The organism is Lacihabitans sp. CS3-21 (assembly GCF_024343675.1).
Lineage (GTDB): Bacteria > Bacteroidota > Bacteroidia > Cytophagales > Spirosomataceae > Leadbetterella.
This window is the reverse complement of the sequence record NZ_RJUD01000098.1, coordinates 90,848-108,890: the sequence shown is the minus strand read 5'-3', so window position 1 is coordinate 108,890 and position 18,043 is coordinate 90,848. Positions and strand designations below refer to the sequence as shown.

The 18,043-nt window shown below is 34.1% G+C and carries 15 protein-coding genes; 14 read left to right on the top strand and 1 reads right to left on the bottom strand.

The window, feature by feature from the left end:
• The first annotated feature begins 348 nt into the window (after positions 1 to 348).
• The 6 genes from EGI24_RS16700 (at position 349) to EGI24_RS16675 (ending at position 6,377) form a co-directional block, all read left to right on the top strand.
• On the top strand, positions 349 to 2,760 hold the full coding sequence (locus EGI24_RS16700; protein WP_255049678.1) for an outer membrane beta-barrel family protein: 2,412 nt from the start codon (positions 349 to 351) through the stop codon (positions 2,758 to 2,760).
• A 1,709-nt stretch (positions 2,761 to 4,469) separates the two neighbouring features.
• Positions 4,470 to 4,673 carry a hypothetical protein gene (locus EGI24_RS16695; protein ID WP_255049677.1) on the top strand — a complete coding sequence of 68 codons (204 nt, stop codon included), beginning with the start codon at positions 4,470 to 4,472 and terminating at the stop codon, positions 4,671 to 4,673.
• Positions 4,674 to 4,783: 110 nt separating this feature from the next.
• The gene (locus EGI24_RS16690; protein ID WP_255049676.1) at positions 4,784 to 5,158 is read left to right on the top strand and encodes a metalloregulator ArsR/SmtB family transcription factor; all 375 of its coding nucleotides are present in this window, start codon (positions 4,784 to 4,786) and stop codon (positions 5,156 to 5,158) included.
• Positions 5,155 to 5,772, top strand: coding sequence for a mercuric transport protein MerTP (gene merTP / locus EGI24_RS16685; RefSeq protein WP_255049675.1), 618 nt, complete (start codon positions 5,155 to 5,157; stop codon positions 5,770 to 5,772). Before EGI24_RS16690 ends, merTP begins: the two co-directional genes overlap by 4 nt.
• Entirely contained in the window at positions 5,772 to 5,990 is a 219-nt protein-coding gene (locus tag EGI24_RS16680; RefSeq protein WP_255049673.1) for a GDCCVxC domain-containing (seleno)protein, read from the top strand. The genes merTP and EGI24_RS16680 overlap by 1 nt, the downstream gene beginning before the upstream one ends.
• Before the next feature lie 48 nt (positions 5,991 to 6,038).
• Positions 6,039 to 6,377 (top strand): VOC family protein, encoded by a 339-nt coding sequence (locus EGI24_RS16675; protein WP_255049672.1) that lies wholly within the window; start codon positions 6,039 to 6,041, stop codon positions 6,375 to 6,377.
• A gap of 269 nt (positions 6,378 to 6,646) precedes the next feature.
• Here EGI24_RS16675 and EGI24_RS16670 read toward each other — a convergent pair whose 3' ends face one another.
• Positions 6,647 to 7,669: a YncE family protein gene (locus EGI24_RS16670; RefSeq protein WP_255049671.1), complete on the bottom strand. Its 1,023-nt coding sequence runs from the start codon at positions 7,667 to 7,669 to the stop codon at positions 6,647 to 6,649.
• Between the two features lie 470 nt (positions 7,670 to 8,139).
• Here EGI24_RS16670 and EGI24_RS16665 point away from each other — a divergent pair, with 470 nt between their 5' ends.
• From EGI24_RS16665 to EGI24_RS16630, 8 genes are all read left to right on the top strand, one after another.
• Entirely contained in the window at positions 8,140 to 8,463 is a 324-nt protein-coding gene (locus tag EGI24_RS16665) for a DUF6660 family protein (protein WP_255049670.1), read from the top strand.
• 97 nt (positions 8,464 to 8,560) lie between these two features.
• Positions 8,561 to 12,901, top strand: a complete 4,341-nt coding sequence (locus tag EGI24_RS16660) for a CusA/CzcA family heavy metal efflux RND transporter (RefSeq protein WP_255049669.1) — start codon at positions 8,561 to 8,563, stop codon at positions 12,899 to 12,901.
• A 10-nt stretch (positions 12,902 to 12,911) separates the two neighbouring features.
• Positions 12,912 to 14,159, top strand: a complete 1,248-nt coding sequence (locus EGI24_RS16655) for an efflux RND transporter periplasmic adaptor subunit (RefSeq protein ID WP_255049668.1) — start codon at positions 12,912 to 12,914, stop codon at positions 14,157 to 14,159.
• Positions 14,160 to 14,186: 27 nt separating this feature from the next.
• On the top strand, positions 14,187 to 14,570 hold the full coding sequence (locus EGI24_RS16650; protein WP_255049667.1) for a DUF3703 domain-containing protein: 384 nt from the start codon (positions 14,187 to 14,189) through the stop codon (positions 14,568 to 14,570).
• On the top strand, positions 14,560 to 15,075 hold the full coding sequence (locus tag EGI24_RS16645) for a hypothetical protein (RefSeq protein WP_255049666.1): 516 nt from the start codon (positions 14,560 to 14,562) through the stop codon (positions 15,073 to 15,075). The genes EGI24_RS16650 and EGI24_RS16645 overlap by 11 nt, the downstream gene beginning before the upstream one ends.
• Positions 15,076 to 15,083: 8 nt before the next feature.
• Complete coding sequence (locus EGI24_RS16640; protein WP_255049665.1) at positions 15,084 to 17,132, top strand: heavy metal translocating P-type ATPase; 2,049 nt, start codon at positions 15,084 to 15,086, stop codon at positions 17,130 to 17,132.
• Positions 17,133 to 17,312: 180 nt separating this feature from the next.
• Entirely contained in the window at positions 17,313 to 17,498 is a 186-nt protein-coding gene (locus EGI24_RS16635; RefSeq protein WP_255049664.1) for a hypothetical protein, read from the top strand.
• Between the two features lie 68 nt (positions 17,499 to 17,566).
• The gene (locus EGI24_RS16630) at positions 17,567 to 17,947 is read left to right on the top strand and encodes a hypothetical protein (protein ID WP_255049663.1); all 381 of its coding nucleotides are present in this window, start codon (positions 17,567 to 17,569) and stop codon (positions 17,945 to 17,947) included.
• Positions 17,948 to 18,043: the final 96 nt, after the last annotated feature.

The following is an 18,043-nucleotide window of genomic DNA, read 5'->3' as shown; positions in this document are numbered from 1 at the left end:
ACTTCTAGTGGTAGTCGAAAGCCTCGATTTTAGGAGCTGTATGATGTAATGACAGAGTATTCTTTCTTAGAGAAGTTGCTATCGGTGAATGAATCAAGGCCAATAATAACCGATTTGCTCTGCCTAAGAGAGCAAAACATCACCTTTAAACACATGAAAGACAAGATTTAAAGTAAATACTGTCGCCAAAATGCATTCGTTTGTCGAAAAAAAACAATACTATTCAAAAACTACTGCAAATATTGTGGCTAGTTATGAGCTACTGCTAGCATTCCGAACTGACTTAAACAGCTGATAAAGAGTCAGCATATTTACTAACTTTGACGACAAAATAAATAGACCAATTTTATGGTGCGAACTAAAATAATTCTGACCCTAATTTTTCAACTATTAGTAATTTCATTTTCAAATGCACAGACCAACATAACAGTTTCAGGAATTGTAAAAGACAAAAACAGCAAAGTTGGTTTGCCTTTTGTTAATATTGTATTGAAAACTGAAAAAGACAGCACTTTTGTAAGTGGAACCGTCACTAACGAAGAAGGTCGATTTACATTATCAAAAATAAAATCAGGCAACTACTATTTAGAAGTTACTTACATAGGCTATATAACAAAAAGACAGTCTTTATTTGTCGGTAATCTCGCCGAATATTTGGACATAAAATTCATTGAGTTAGAAGAGACAGCAATATCACTAAATGAAGTTGTTATATCAGCTAAAACAAATGAAATAAGTGAAAAAATGGATAAAAAAACTTTTTCATTAAAAGACAATATTAGTCAAACTGGTGGCTCGGTTTTACAAGCAATTCAAAATTTGCCAAGTATAACCGTACAAGATGGAAAAGTGCAACTTCGTGGAAACGACAAAGTAACCGTACTAATTGATGGCAAGCAAACTGCTTTAACGGGTTTTGGAAACCAAACAGGTTTAGATAATATTCCTGCTTCTGCTATTGAAAAAATTGAAATCATCAATAATCCATCTGCAAAATATGATGCAAATGGCAATGCAGGAATTATCAATATTATTTACAAGAAAAATAATAAAGACGGATTTAACGGAAAGGTTGGTTTTTCAACAGGTGTAGGTTCGCTGTGGGTACGAAAAGAAAACTTACCAACCATTAGACCCCAATACACATTTACCCCAAAAATTAATCCAAGCGTATCACTTAACTATAGAAAAAACAAATTCAATACTTTTTTTCAAGGAGATTATTTATATACAGAAACGCTTAATAAAAACGAATTTGTAACTCGAAATTATGACAATGGGAATATTATTAATTCACAATTAAAACGCAATAGAAATACACATTTCACGACACTTAAAAGTGGTTTTGATTACTCGATTAACGACCAAAATTCATTGACAATTTCAGGACTTTTTGGAAGTGAAAAAATAATTGACCGAGGCGACCAGCCGTTTTTTAATGGTGACTTATCGCAACAAGAAAGACTTTGGCAATTTTTAGAAGATGAATTGAAAACTACAATAATGGCAACAGCAAATTATCAACACAAATTTATAGAAGCAGGACATTTATTAAATATTGGTTTCAATTATACATTTCACAGAGAAGACGAAAAATATTTTTACGATAATATTTTGCCAAATTCAACGGGAACAGATGCTTTTAAATTATTATCAGACGAGCAAGTTTATGATTTTAATTTTGACTACATAAAACCATTAAAATATGGACGAATTGAAACAGGAATTAAATTTCGAAATAGAAACATTCCAACAAATATGCAATTTATTCCAGGCAGAAATTCTGTATTAGACACCAATGCGGGTGGTTGGGCAACTTATAAAGAACTAATTCCTGCTGTTTACAGTAATTACATTTTTGAAAACAAAAAATGGGAAGCCGAATTAGGATTACGAATTGAATATGTGAAAATTCAGTATGACGTAAATCCAAATCATATTGTTTATAAAAGCGATGGTTATAATTATACGCAACCTTTTCCAAACTTGCGTTTGGCATACAAAATCAACGACAACAATAAAGTTTCAATATTCTACAATCGAAGAGTAGACAGACCAAACGAAGTAGATATTCGTATTTTTCCAAAGTACGATGATGCCGAAATTATTAAGGTAGGAAATCCTGCATTGAGACCACAATTTACTAATTCTATTGAGTTAGGCTATAAAACAAATTGGGAAAATGGAAGTTTATATAACGCAATTTATCACCGTTTTGCAGATGGGACAATTACAAGAATTTCAAGCACAGTTCCACCAAGTAATTTAATTTATGCGACTTTTCAAAACGTAAATAAAAGTTACAATACGGGAATTGAAATGGTTTTGGCACAAGAAATCTCTAAAATGTATTCATTTAATATCAATCTAAACGCATACAGAAATCAAATTGATGCTTTTACAATTGAAAACAAATATCCAACTAAACATACATTTTCAGCCGACCAACAAGAAATATTTTCTGGTAATGTTAAACTGAACAATACTTTTCATTTTCCAAAAAGCATTGATGCACAATTAACAGCAATATATTTAGTACGCGACATTATACCGCAAGGAAAAATAAAATCACGTTATTCATTAGACCTTGGAATTAAAAAAGCAGTTCAAAAAGGGAAAGGTGAAATGTTTGTTAATGCCACAGACTTGCTCAACACAATGATAATTAGAAAAGAAATAATCGGACAAGGTTTTACATATACTAGCAACGACTATTACGAAACACAAGTGATAAGATTTGGGTATAGTTACAAGTTTTAGCAAAACAAATGACACGCAAAACGTCAGCAGGTAGTATTTAGCTATTTATAAGAATGCCCCCACTAAAGCTCATCTAAGATGGGGGCATTTGGCTATATGGTGTTCGGCGAAAGTAGTGAGGTTTCACAGTCCAAAAAGTAGCCACTCAGTAGATTTCGGCCATATTATCAGTAGGAGTATAAGTAGGTGGTTTTGTGGTTGCAAATTGCATTGAAACTGAGCCTTGTATTTCAGCTAAAAGTGAGCCAACTGAACCAGAAACACTAAATTACGAATACTGACCAAGTTTAAGATCAATTTGAGGGCTCCTGGGGCATAGAAATAGCGAACACTCTTGTATTGCCTAGTCAAAGCTAAAAATCTCGATTTAACGAAGCTGCAGGAGGTTGTTACTAAATATTTGGTTTTAAATGGATATCACAAAAAGATTCTCCATTTTTTGAAAATGTCATCTTCATATGCCTCTAAACAGTTGTTTTCGCAAATTTTGAGAATATTGTTGTATTCATCAATCAATACCATTTCATTTTGCTTGCAACATTCGAATATGAAATACTCAAAAATTTCATTTAACGAACTTTCGGTGTGTTGTAGGCTGTACTTTCCTTTTTTAATGGAGCATATAAAGTTGAATGTTTGTCCATATTCATACTTGTAGCACTCCAAATGTTTTTGTTTGTTAAATGATGAGCTTTGGCCTCAACTTTATGCTCCAAATTTCTTTCTATTTCGGATTCTATTTATTGTATTTTTTTTAGATTGACTTAGTCCTTTGCAATTTGTCGGACAAACGATGTGTGTGCGTATTGTCCATGGTGTGTGCAGTTTCTAAAAATGGTGTGTGTGCGGCTAATTTTGCCATTTGTACACACCCTGTGTGCGGGGTGTGTACAAAAGTGTGTGCATGGTGTGTAGGTCATTTTAAGCCGTATTTTGGCCGCACACACTAGGTGTGTGCGGTTCGTGTTATATTAAAGTATGTCTCAGCCGAAGTTTGATCTCTACCAAATGGAGGTTTATTTACTTTTTTAGCTCTGTGTTCATGCCTTCTAGGTCTTTATTTATGTTTCTAAGGTTTGTATTTTTCCAATATCTTCTGGATTTTCATTGTCGATAATTTAATATGCTTGGTCACCCTTCTATTTTCGAGGAATTAAGTAAGTCATTCCGGTTCAAAGTGAGCCAGATGAACAGGATGATTACGTTAGCCTTATTGACTAAGTTTAAGGCCAATTTGAGGACTTCTGGGGCGTTGAATCAGCCAGCATGCAACTACCCTATCCAAAGCGAAAATCATCGACTTTATGAACTATCTGAAGTTTTTGTAGAATATTTTTTTAATTTGATGCTATACCAAGATTGTCCATTTTTTGAAAATGTCATCTACATATGCTTCTAAATATTTGTTTCGAACTTTTTGTTGATTTTTAGCTTAAAATCAATCAATTCCATATAATTTTTCCTATTGCATTTAATGCTAATATTATCAAAATCTTAATTTTAGGAATTTTCAGTGAGTTCAATGTTGCATTATCATCGATTTAAAGAATAAAGAAGCGATTGTTTTTTTATGGAGTATTAAAACTGAACTTCAACTATTCATGTTTATTATCTAAAAAGTTTTTAATATAGCCTTTTTCCTATTTTCATAAATTGTCATATTCAGCTTCTTCTTGTCATACAATTGAGATATTTGCAGATGGCTCACTTTGAATCGGAATGGCTGGCTCACTTTCACTGGAATATGCAGAGAGTACAAAATTGCATACATTGGTGCCATTGATGACAACAGAGACGAGTCCAAGATTACTACAAAATATGTAGAAACTGCTATTGCTTCTATTGTGGCAAAAGAGGAAATTAAGGTAAATTCAACAATAGCTAAGGGTTGTGTGATTACATATCGTAAATAAATCAAGATTCCACTATAGTATCTATAGTGGAATTTCTTTAATAATGTTATTAAGGATTTGCTTAAATAATTATTAATTAATATGTTTGTTGCACAATTAATAATTTGAAGATGGACAGTAAAGAAATTAATTGCATTAGAGCTTTTGCCGACCAAGTTCAGATTTACAACTGTAAGCAACAACTTAAAGATGCCCAAAACTCGTTTGCGAATCTTGCCCAAGTGCTAGATTTAGCAGGAAATGAGGTTCGTTTAAAGATTTTGTATTTATTAAAACATGAGAATGAACTTTGTCCTTGTGACATTTCTGATATTCTAGAAATGAGTCTACCAGCTGTGTCTCAGCATCTTCGTAAACTCAAAGATGCTAACCTTATTCAGTTTCGTAAGGTTGGGCAAACTATTTTTTACTCCTTAAAATCTAACCATCTATTCGTCATAGAGCCTCTGCTTCAACATATTAAACAACCAGAATTAGCAATATGAAAACGCCGATTTCACTTCCAAATTTAAGTATTTTAACTGCATTAGCTTCATCACTATGTTGTATTATGCCAGTTTTGGCTATTCTTGCAGGTACTACTGGTATAGCCTCAAATTTTGCATGGCTCGACCCTGCCCGACCTTACTTTATTGGCTCGACAGCCTTGGTTTTGGGGTTTGCTTGGTATCAAAAATTAAACCAAAAGAAGCAATTGAATACAAAACAGCCCGATTGCAATTGTAAAACAAACGATAATATTACTTTTATTCAAACGAAAACATTTTTGACAATGGTTACTTTCCTATCAATTTTGCTACTTACATTTCCGAGTTACTCCCATATATTTTTTAAAAAAGCAGAAAATTATGCAGTTACAGGTCAGACTTCCAACTTTTCTCAAGCTGAATTTACAATTAAAGGGATGACTTGCACGGGATGCGAACATCACGTAAAATCTGAAATAAGTAAACTGAAAGGAATTTTGGATGTAAAGGTTTCTTACGAAAAAAGTAATGCTTTTGTAAAATTTGATTCCTCTAAAACAACTATAGCAGAAATTGAAAAAGCCATTAATTCAACAGGCTATAAAGTTGTGAAAAATAAAATCATATCATAATGTCAATAATAAAGTTGGAATCTGAAATCACTTGTCCGAATTGTGGCTATAAAAAAAATGAAGTTATGTCTACAGATTCTTGCCAGTTTTTTTACGACTGTGAATGCTGTAAGCAAGTTTTAAAGCCACTTGATGGAGATTGCTGTGTTTTTTGTAGTTATGGAACTGTGGCATGTCCTCCAATACAAGCCGGTTCTAGTTGCTGCAAGTCAACATAGTAATCGTTATTTATACCAAAATAGCCTCATAATTTTAATCAAATGAAAATGATAAAGAATATTACTCCTGTTTTTATCTCATCTAACCTTGATGTAACAGAAAAGTTTTGGATAGAGGTTTTGAGCTTCAAAACGGATGGAAAACACGATGATTACCTTATAATGAATAACGGTAATATAGAGGTTCATTTTAGCAAACTACCCTCTGTAAATAAAAAGACAAATAATTGTGCTTGCTATCTAGGAGTTGATAATTTAGATGATTTATACAAAAAATGTTTAGAGTTTAATTGCGTTCATCCAAATGGAAAATTAGAAAAACTGCCATGGGGAAGAGAATTTGCAATTGTTGACCCAGACTGCAATCTTATAAAAATAGCTGAATAAAAAAGTATAAAATTATTTGTTTGGTTTTTTTATAATTTATAAGAAATTTAAATTTCCTTTTTGAAAACCTGTTGAACTTGTATTTGATATACATTTGCAATATGAAAACCTTTTCATTCTCAATGTATATCCTTGTGGTCTTATGTCAACCATTGACAAAGGCTACCTAATAACCTTCAAATCCAAATAAAGTATATAAGAATATTTTTTTGGTTAAGTGGCATCTTCCAAACTCATAGGTATTCTATAACAATTACAAAAACTCAGAGTTACTCCCAAACGGCAATTCCGTTTGGTTTATCACTGGTGGTTATTTTTTTGATTTCTTTTTTGGTTTTAGAATCGATAATTATGGCTGTGTTTTCAAATTGATTGATAAGAAGAGCTTTAAAAAAATCATCAAAAAAGGCAATCATGTGTGGACCACCAGAGGAGCCAAAAGTGGAAGTTTTTACCCACTTGTCATTTTCCTTCCTATAAATATAGACATTGTCATCTGATTTTGAACAAATCCAGATTTCACGGTTTAATTCATTGTAAACCATAAATCCAGGAATAAAGTCGAAATCAATAAAATCAATTACTTTAAATGTATTCAAATCAATAATATTCAGCGTTTTACGTAAAGAGTTCTCAACAAATATATTGTCATCAAAACCGGCCCATACATTATTAGGATTAGGGTCTACTTTGATTTGCTTAATGATTTTCTTAGTGCCAATGTCTATTATGTTGATAAAGCTGCTCTCTCCACAGGCTACTAACGCATATTTTTCATTTTTTGAAAAAATAATTTCGGAAGGGTCTGCGTCCACTACAATCATATCCTTAAGCTTTCCAGTCTCAAGATCATACACAAAAACCCTACCCATGTGACTCATACCTGTTGTCCAAACTTCTTTTTCATCTGGAGAGATAATGGCATTGTGGTTTGCCATCGGTACATCTATTTGAACTTTAACCTTACCATCGATAGTGTTTAACACCACAATCTTTCCGGGAACATTCATAATGTGCATACCATCATGACCCTTTGAAAAATCCATGGCAGGTAAAGCAATTGATGCCATTTTTTTTGACTTGGAAAAATAAACATGATGTGCAAAACTATTTTTATCTTTGGCAACTTCTATTTTAGACTTTATTTTATTTCGTTTGAGGTCTAAAATGTCAAGGGTATTATTTCCACCGTTAATAATTATGGCGGTATTGTTTTTAATGAGAGAGGTTTGGTTTCTACATGAAAAACAAAGAAGTGAAACCAACGTTAGAAAAGAAAATTTAGCAAACATTTTATATTGTTTTAATAGAGAATTTTTAATTTTATTATTAATATGGAGTTATTTCGACTTCTCCCTCTTTTATTAATACGAGTTGAAATTACCTTTATTTCTTTATTCAAAAGAAAAACAATTTGGAGTTATTTTTCAAAACAATAACTTTCCTCCTGTATTTTCTCTTTGACAAGCTTTTTAACAAGGATTCTTGGAAATAATGATATTCAATCCAATCAATAGAGGTTTCAATGAAAATCTGCAAAGGCTAATACTTAAGGAAAACTACAAAGTTCATGAAAAGATACTTTTAATTCCGCTTTTTTCTAAAAATTCAAGACCAAGCAGTAAAATAAATAGTAAGATGAAGATACTTTTTGTTTGTACACAATTTTAAGTGCAAACAACAAATTTTGGACAGTTTGGTGTAATATTTCCTTTTTGAAAACCTGTTGCACTTGTATTTGATTTATATTTGCAATATGAAAATGTTTTCATTCCTATTCTCGATGTATATCCTTGTACTTTCCTGTCTGCCCTGTGGAGATATGGAAGATTGTACAGTAGTGGATAATCAACGAATAGCTTTTTCAGAAACCAATCATACCAACCACCAAGAAGATACCGAAACCTGTCCCCCTTTTTGTAAATGTGCTTGTTGTGGAACAAACTTTGTCTTAAATTTTTCATTCTCCCCTCTTATTTCTGAAATAGCCCAATGTGCTTTATCCGAAAAGGTAAAAAGTAATTTCTATAATACTACGTTTATTTCTGATTTCTACGAAAATATTTGGCAACCGCCCAAAATCTGATTCTTGAAATTTTATTGCCATTAAGCTTGCTGAAATTATCCTCAGTAGGATTTTTTTTTATGGCTATCAATCAATTTTTCAAAATTAGATTTAAAATATGTTAGATAAAATCATTCATTTTTCTATCCATAATAAGTTTATTGTGGGTTTATCTACTTTGGCACTGGTTTTAGTTGGTATTTATAATTTGAGCCGACTGCCCATTGATGCCCTGCCTGATATTACAAATAATCAGGTACAAATCATTACAACTGCACCCACTTTGGCAACCCAAGAGGTTGAGCAGTTTATCACGTACCCTATCGAGCAGACCATGAAGACGATTCCCAAAATCGTCGAAATGCGTTCTTTAAGTCGCTTCGGATTGAGTGTCATTACCCTTGTTTTTGAGGAAAACGTAGATGTTTATTGGGCAAGGCAACAAATGAGCGAAAAGCTCAAAGATGCTGAAAGATTGATTCCCAAAGGTGCAGGAATTCCTGAATTAGCACCCATTAGTACAGGACTTGGTGAAATTTACCAATATGTGATTTATGCAAAAAAAGGCTTTGAAAGCCAATATGATGCCTCAAAGTTACGCAGTATTCAAGATTGGATTGTTAAGCCACAACTTTTAGGCACAGCTGGAATTGCCGAAGTAACCACTTTGGGCGGTAGTCTCAAACAATACGAGATAGCGGTGCAACCCGACCGACTAAAAAGTATGAATACCACTATTACTGACATTTTCGATGCACTCGAAAAGAACAACGAAAATACAGGAGGTGCATACATTGACAAACAGCCTTACGTCTATTTCATCAGGGCTTTGGGCATGGTAAAAACGATGGCAGATATTGAAAAGATAGTTGTCAAAACCAATAATGGCATACCCATTCTTATTCGTGATGTGGCAAAAGTGCAAGAAGGGTCAGCTTTACGATATGGTGCAGTTACCAAAGATGGAAAGGGTGAAGTAGTGGGTGGAATGGTATTGATGCTCAAAGGCGAAAACTCTTCGGCAGTTGTAAATCGAACAAAGGAAAAAGTTGAGCAAATCAGAAAATCACTCCCCGAGGGCGTATTGTTAGAACCTTTTATTGACCGCACAAAACTGGTAAATAATGCCATTGGAACAGTTGAAACCAACCTTTTAGAAGGGGCTTTGATAGTTATTTTCGTATTAGTCTTATTACTCGGCAATTGGCGAGCAGGATTAGTAGTGGCATCAGTTATACCATTGGCTCTGCTTTTTGCCGTAATAATGATGAATTTGTTTGGGGTAAGTGGAAATTTGATGAGTTTGGGTGCGATAGATTTTGGTTTGATTGTAGATGGAGCAGTTATCATTGTTGAAGCGGTCATTCATCGTTTGCACCTTAATAAAGAAGGGAAACTAACAGCTCAACAAATGGATGAAGAAGTTTTACAGGCATCGACAAAAATCAGAAGTAGTGCAGCCTTTGGCGAAATTATAATTTTGATTGTTTATCTGCCTATTTTGGCATTGGTTGGCACAGAAGGCAAGATGTTTAAGCCAATGGCTCAAACGGTTTCATTTGCTATTCTTGGGGCATTTATATTATCGCTGACTTACGTTCCGATGGCTTCTGCATTATTTTTAAGTAAAAACATTAGTCATAAAAAGAATATTTCTGACAAAATCATAGATACTATTTATAGGTTCTACCAGCCAATTTTACAGAAAGCATTACAATTAAAAACAATTATTTTAAGTGCTTCCGTTGCTTTGTTTTTGGTTGCCCTGTTTGTTTTCAGTAGAATGGGTGGTGAATTTATTCCAACTCTGGAAGAAGGAGATTATGCTATCAATTTTAGAAATGCCAATGGAAGTTCTTTAAGCATGAGTATCGAAACATCTACAAAATTAGAAAAAATTCTAAAATCTAAGTTTCCAGAAGTAGTTGAAGTAGTTTCTAAAATTGGTTCCGCTGAAATTCCAACTGACCCTATGCCCATTGAAACAGGTGATTTGATTATCATTCTGAAAGACAAAAAAGAATGGACAACCACCAAAGACTTCTACGAATTGGCGGATATGATGAAAGAAGAAATGGAAAAAATACCAGGTGTAGGTTTTGAGGTTTCTCAACCCATTCAAATGCGTTTCAACGAGCTTATGACAGGGGTAAGGAGCGACATTGCTATAAAGATATTTGGTGAAGATTTAGAAAAATTGGCAGCAACGGCCAACTCGGCTCTTGGCCAAATAGGTGGAATAGAAGGCGTTGCTGACATTAAAGCAGAGCAAGTTACGGGTATGCCGCAAATTACGGTACGATATAATCCCGATAAACTGGCATTGTATGGCTTAAATGTAGGCGATTTGAACAAAGTCGTTCGTACTGGTTTTGCAGGTGAAGCCACAGGAACAGTTTATGAAGGCGAAAAACGTTATGATTTGGTCGTTAGGCTCGATAAAGATTTCCGTCAAGATATTTCTAATGTAAAAAACATATTTGTGAGCCTTCCCAATGGAAATCAAATTCCGTTGGAACAAGTAGCCGATGTGAATTTTGAGCAAGGCCCAGCACAAATCAGCCGTGAAGATGGCAGACGTAGAATTGTAATTGGTTTGAATGTACGTGGGCGTGATGTGAAAAGTGTTGTCAATGATATTCAAGCAAAATTAGATACCAAACTCAAACTCCCCGAAGGATACTATGTAACTTATGGTGGACAATTTGAAAATTTGGTTGAAGCCAACAAACGCCTTTCGATTGCTGTACCCGTAGCTTTATTGTTGATTTTTGTCTTGCTTTATTTCACGTTCAACTCTATCAAACAATCCATTTTGATTTTTACGGCAATCCCATTATCTGCCATCGGAGGTGTTTTTGCCCTTTGGTTACGTGGTATGCCGTTCAGTATTTCGGCAGGCATTGGTTTTATTGCTCTGTTTGGCGTTGCAGTTTTAAACGGAATCGTACTGATTGGCTATTTCAACCAACTTAAAGCCGAAGGTTGGGAAAATGTTTTGGAACGAATCAAAGAAGGTACAAAAGTACGACTACGACCAGTAATAATGACTGCCGCAGTAGCTTCATTAGGCTTTTTGCCAATGGCTTTGAGTAATGGTTCGGGTGCAGAAGTGCAAAAACCTTTGGCTACCGTTGTCATTGGCGGTTTAATTACAGCTACTTTATTAACCTTAATTGTGTTACCGATTTTATATTTTTTAGTAGAAAATGGACTAAAAAAGCCAAAAACTACTAAAACAACTTCGGTAATACTCTTAGTTTTTTTGCTTTCTTGTAGTTTATCCAATGCTCAAACGACTCTTAGTTTGCAACAAGCCATTGATTTAGGCACTAAAAATAATAATTTGGTACAAGCCAATGAATTGGAAATAAAGATGCAAAATCAGCTAAAACCAACTGCAAAAGAACTTCCAAAAACGAATGTAAATGCCATGCTGGGGCAATACAATACCAGAAGTTTTGACCAGAATTTTAGTATTTCGCAGGGGTTTAGTCCGTTTCAGTTTCAAGCAAAAAAGATGCTCATTAACGTGCATATCAAAAATAGTGAGCTGAAATTGGCTGTAACCAAGCACGACATTGCATTTCAAGTTCGCCAATCTTGGAATACAATTTTGTATTTGACAGCAATCAATCAATTATTGGTCAAACAAGATGAGTATTTACTGCAATTTGTAAAAGCTGCAAATCTAAAACTCAAAACTGGTGAAAGTACATTGTTAGAAAAAATGACAGCCGACACCAAACAGCAAGGCTTGATTCAAATCAGAAAACAAAATGAAAGTTTGATTTTGGGTGAAAAAATCAAGTTAAAAAGTATTTTGAATATCAAAAACGATTTCACGATTGCAGAAACTACATTTTTGCCTTCAATGGCAATTTTATCAGATTCTACATATATCAATCAAAATCCTATGTTGGCTTTGGCAATGCAACAAGTGGCAATTGCATCGGCAAATAAAAACGTGGAAAAGGCTTTGGTAAAACCTGAATTTATGGCTGGCTATTTTTTACAATCGCTCACAGGCAATCAAGAGGTAAATGATAAAACAGTTTTCTATAATGGTATGCCTCGTTTTCAAGGTGTAAATTTAGGTATGAGCATTCCTATTTTTGGCAAAGCGAATAAAGCTCGAATTCAAGCATCGGAAACCGAGATTCAGTTGCAAGAAAAAAATACAGAATACCTTAAAAATCAGTTGAATAGCCAACTTTTACAGCAAATTCAAGGGCAAAAAACAAATCAATCTTTGATAGATTATTATGTACAAACGGCACTACCCAATGCCGAAATAATTGCCAAAAACGCCACAAAAGCCTATCAAAGTGGTGAAGTGGGTTATGTGGAATATCTCCAAAGTTTGGAAACGATGTTGAGCATTCAACAAAATTATTTGCACGCAATCAATGCTTTCAACCAAAATGCAATCAATATTCAATATTTGTTAAACAATTAATTTTAAGCAAATGAAAATCAATCATCAATATAAATTTTTAGTGGGTTTGTTCAGTTTGTTACTTTTGGTTTCTTGCAATAAAAAAGCCGCAGAAACTGAAAAAGAAGAAGAACATCACGATGAAAGTGGCGTAGTCGAATTGACTCCAATGCAGGTAAAATCAGCCCAAATAGTTTTTGGGAATTTTGAAAAGAAAAACTTAAGTGAAGTTATCACAGCTAATGGTTATACCAAACTGCCACCACAAAATCAAGCCGATGTTTCGGTGTTTTTGGGTGGGATTATCAAAACAATAGCTGTTATCGAAGGGCAATTTGTAAAAAAAGGTCAAACATTGGCAACATTTCAGAGTCTGGAGTTTAATAATATTCGCTTAGAAAAAGCAAAGCTAACCGAAGAATTGCAGCAAGCTAAGGTAAGTAAAGACTTTTTGGAATTGGAATTTGCTCGTCAGAAAGAATTGAGTGATGAAAACGTAACGGCAAAAAAAACTTTTCAGAAAATCAATTCAGAACTTGAATCAATCAAAAATAAAATCAAAAACACCGAAAATCAAATCATTATTTTAGAACAAAACCTTTCGCTTGGTGGGAATGAGAGTACTTCAATACTGAGTATTGCAGCACCGATTTCGGGTTATATTACAGAGGTGAAGATAAAAATAGGAAGCAGTATTTCAGCAAATAATACGCTATTTTCCATAGTTGATAATTCTAAAATGCACGTTGATTTATTGGTTTATGAAAAAGATTTGTTTCGCATAAAAGTTGGGCAAAGTGTACGATTTGTACTCACCAATCAAGGGAATCAAGAAATTATCGGGCGAATTTTTAGCGTTGGAAAGTCTTTTCAGAATGAATCAAAATCGGTAGCAGTTCATGCGGACATCAACAATTCTACCATCGGGCTGATTCCTGGCATGTATGTCAACGCCTTGATTGATATTGGCAAAAATGATGTAGAAACCCTACCAATAGATGCCATAGCCAAAGCAGAAGGTAAAGAGTTTATTTTTATTCAAGAAAGCGATGAAAAGCACGAAGCTGGCGAAAAACATGAAGAAAATGAAAAAGAAAATACTGATACAGGCGTACATTTCAAGCGAATTGAGGTAAAAACTGGAACTACTCAATTGGGTTTTGTGCAAGTTACCTCTCTACAAGAAATACCAGCAGGAGCTAAAATAGTAACAAAAGGAGCATATTATCTGCAAGCGACTATGAGTAATGCCGAAGGTGATGATGAACATGGACATTGATATTATTTTCTTAAAAATACTAAAATCATGAAATTATACTTTAATATGCCTAAGAAGCTTTATCCATTCTATAAAATAGAATTGGATAAAGCTACAAAACTATTGCATGAAGGTAAATTACAAGAATGCTGGCTGCATTACGAAAGAGCACATATTATTGGCCAACGATATCCATTGCAGCATTCCTTTGTACATTGGCAAATGCTTCTTTTTGGCATAAAAATAAAAAGTACAAAAGAAGTTCTCGGGCAAATAACCAGATTGATTTTTGGAGGGATTAAATCATTTGTTGGAAATGTGCCTATTGGAAATACTGGCGGTGCAAATGTTCCTCCATTAAAACCAATGGAAATACCAGACGATTTAAAATTAATTTTAGAAGCAAATACCTCAATAAAACATGAACGTTAAAATTGAAAAATTAAAAATTGACTATAAAGGAAATGAAGTTTTAGGTCATAAACTGACCGTTTCTTCAGAAATGTCAATCAATAGTGATTTAGCTTGGGAGAAACTGCAAAAAAGTGAATTATTAGAATTCGTTTGTAAACCAAAAGTAAAATTCAAGCCAATAGGAGGACATTTTCCAAATAGTTGGAAAGAATTGGAGACGGTTTCAACGAAGATGTTAATTTTTGGTTTTTTCCCTTTTGGAGGAACACACACTTTATATTTTGAAAAAATAGATGCTGTAAACAAAATTTTGCAAACAAAGGAATGGGACGATGCCGCAAAGATTTGGAATCACAAGATTTCTTTAAAAACGCTAACTAATAACAGTATTTATTATGAAGATGAAATAGTTATTTACGGAGGTATATTAACTGGTATCATTACGGCTTGGGCTAAATCGTTTTATAAATTCAGACAGAAGAGATGGCAAATCATTATTAAAAAAAATATTCAATTTAAATAAAATTAACAATGGAACATAAACACATTTACGACAAAGATGGTAAGCAGCTTTGTTGTACACAAGAAGAAAAAATAAATAATATTGCCAATCAGCAATTAAAGAAGGAACATAAGGAAGTGGGCTGTTGTGCCACCGATGAGCCAAACAACGATGAGCATACAGAGGAAGATGGACACGACCATTCCCCAATCAGTGATGGTACATTACAAATGTTTCTGCCCGCCATCATTAGCTTGGTTTTGCTACTCATAGCCATTGGTTTAGATAACTATATCCCTCAGTCTTGGTTTACGGGTTGGGTTCGCATTATTTGGTATAGCATTGCCTATTTGCCTGTAGGTTTTCCTGTATTAAAAGAAGCTGTTGAAAGTATTGCTAAGGGCGAAATATTCTCAGAGTTTTTGTTGATGTCTATTGCTACCGTTGGGGCTTTTGCCATCGGTGAATATCCCGAAGGTGTAGCTGTGATGTTATTTTATTCGGTAGGGGAGGTTTTTCAAGGATTGGCCGTAAAAAGAGCCAAGGCAAATATTAAAAGTTTGCTAGACCAACGCCCCGACGAAGTAACGATTTTACAAAATAATGAAGCCAAAACAATCAAAGCAGCTTCAGCAAATGTTGGTGATATTATTCAACTAAAAGCGGGTGAAAAATTGGGTTTGGATGGAGAGTTACTTTCAGAAAACGCTTCCTTCAATACGGCAGCACTTACAGGCGAAAGTAAACCAGATACCAAAACAAAAGGAGAAACAGTTTTAGCAGGAATGATAAACTTAAATACCGTTGCTCAAGTAAAAGTTACTACTGCTTATAAGGACAGTAAACTGAGCAAAATCTTGGAAATGGTGCAAAATGCGACTGCTCAAAAAGCTCCAACTGAACTATTTATTAGAAAATTTGCCAAGATTTATACCCCAATTGTTGTACTTTTGGCGATTCTCATAACTGGGTTGCCTTACTTTTTTGTAGAAGATTATGAGTTTAGCCAATGGTTGTATCGTGCCCTAGTTTTTTTGGTTATTTCATGTCCTTGTGCCTTGGTTATTTCTAGTCCATTGGGGTATTTTGGTGGAATTGGAGCAGCTTCAAAAAATGGAATTCTATTTAAAGGAAGCAATTTCTTAGACCTTATAGCCAATATCCAAAACGTAGTAATGGACAAAACAGGCACCATGACTGAGGGTGTTTTTAAGGTGCAAGAAGTTGTTCTCAAACCAGAATTCAATAAAGATGAAATCTTGGCAATGGTAAATACTTTGGAAAGCCAAAGTACACATCCTGTGGCTACTGCTATTCATCAATTTGTAGGAAAAGTGGATAGCAATATCGAACTAAAAAATGTAGAAGAAATATCGGGTCATGGATTGAAAGCCGAAATAAACGGTAAAGAATTATTAGTTGGAAATTTCAAATTGATGGATAAGTTTTTAATTAGCTACGATATTGACCCTACAACGATTGTTTATACCTTGATTGCCATTGCTTATGACAAAAAATTTGTAGGCTACCTTACCATTGCTGACAGTATTAAAGAAGATGCACAAGAAACAGTGAATAAACTAAAAGCATTAGGAGTAAATACAGTAATGCTCAGTGGAGATAAAAGTAATGTTGTAAAATTTGTAGCTGATAAATTGGGCATAATCAACTCGTTTGGTGATTTACTCCCCGAAGATAAAGTTAACAAGGTTAAAGAATTAAAAGCTCTCAATCAAACGGTATGTTTCGTTGGTGATGGTGTAAACGATGCTCCAGTGGTAGCTCTAAGCGATGTGGGCATAGCCATGGGAGGCTTGGGAAGCGATGCCACAATAGAAACTGCTGATGTGGTAATTCAAGACGATATGCCATCAAAAATACCGATGGCCATCAATATCGGTAAACAAACCAAAAAGATAGTTTGGCAAAATATCATATTGGCATTTGCCGTGAAAGCTATCGTACTGGTATTAGGTGCAGGTGGGCTTGCTACCATGTGGGAGGCCGTTTTTGCAGATGTTGGTGTGGCTTTATTGGCAATTTTGAACGCTGTTAGAATTCAGAATATGAAGTTTTGAATCGGCAGAAATTGGGAAAACTTATAAGTTTACTTACTTGATTCCGTTTCTAAAAAGCTTGGATTTTGTTTGGTTTTGTCTCAAAATGAGCATTTTGTTTTTTTTTGTCTAATTTGTAGATGCTAGAAAAATCATTCTGGAAATAATTAAAAATAGAATTAAGTGAGATTTTGCAAATAAATGTGGAGCAATAAACCCAAAAAACTCATTAGAAAATCGGCTACTATAAAAGTCGAAGGCGACCCCGTTGGTTCAAATCAATTTCCGAGCCTCTGCAAACCTATCTCGATAGGTTTTTCGATGCTCGTCATAGCTATTTTGCCAAATTTTATTTCGCCAGAATGTCTATTGAGCTTTTTGGGATAAAAATATCTGTTCGGCTTTTTCTAAATTATTAGAAACATTTTTTATTTTTGCTCGTTGTTCTTATTCAAATGACTAAATTTTTCAAAATACTGTTCGCACTCATAATTCTAGGGACTTCATTTAGTTCATTAGATGCTGCAGCTTGTGGTAAAATGAAAGACACTTCTGAAAAAAAGTCATGTTGCAAATCTGGGAAGAAAAAGAAGAAGGATTGCTGTAAGACAAAAAAAGTAGCTGAAAATCAAAAAAAGCATGATGATTGTGGTGGAAATTGTAACCATCCATCTTGCAAATGTGCAGCCTTATTTTCCCTGTCTGTTTTACCAGCAACCTTAGAAATCAAATACGATCTTCAATTTTTATACAAAAAGATTTCTATTTCTTACCTTCAAGTTTCGGACACAACCGCTGGTTTTTACAGCAATTGGCAACCTCCAAAAATAAGCTGATTCATTCGATTCAAGGGATAATTATGTCTTTTTGAGACTGTCACCCCGTTTCTTTTATTTAATTATTTTAATTTATCCAAATGAAATCAATACCAA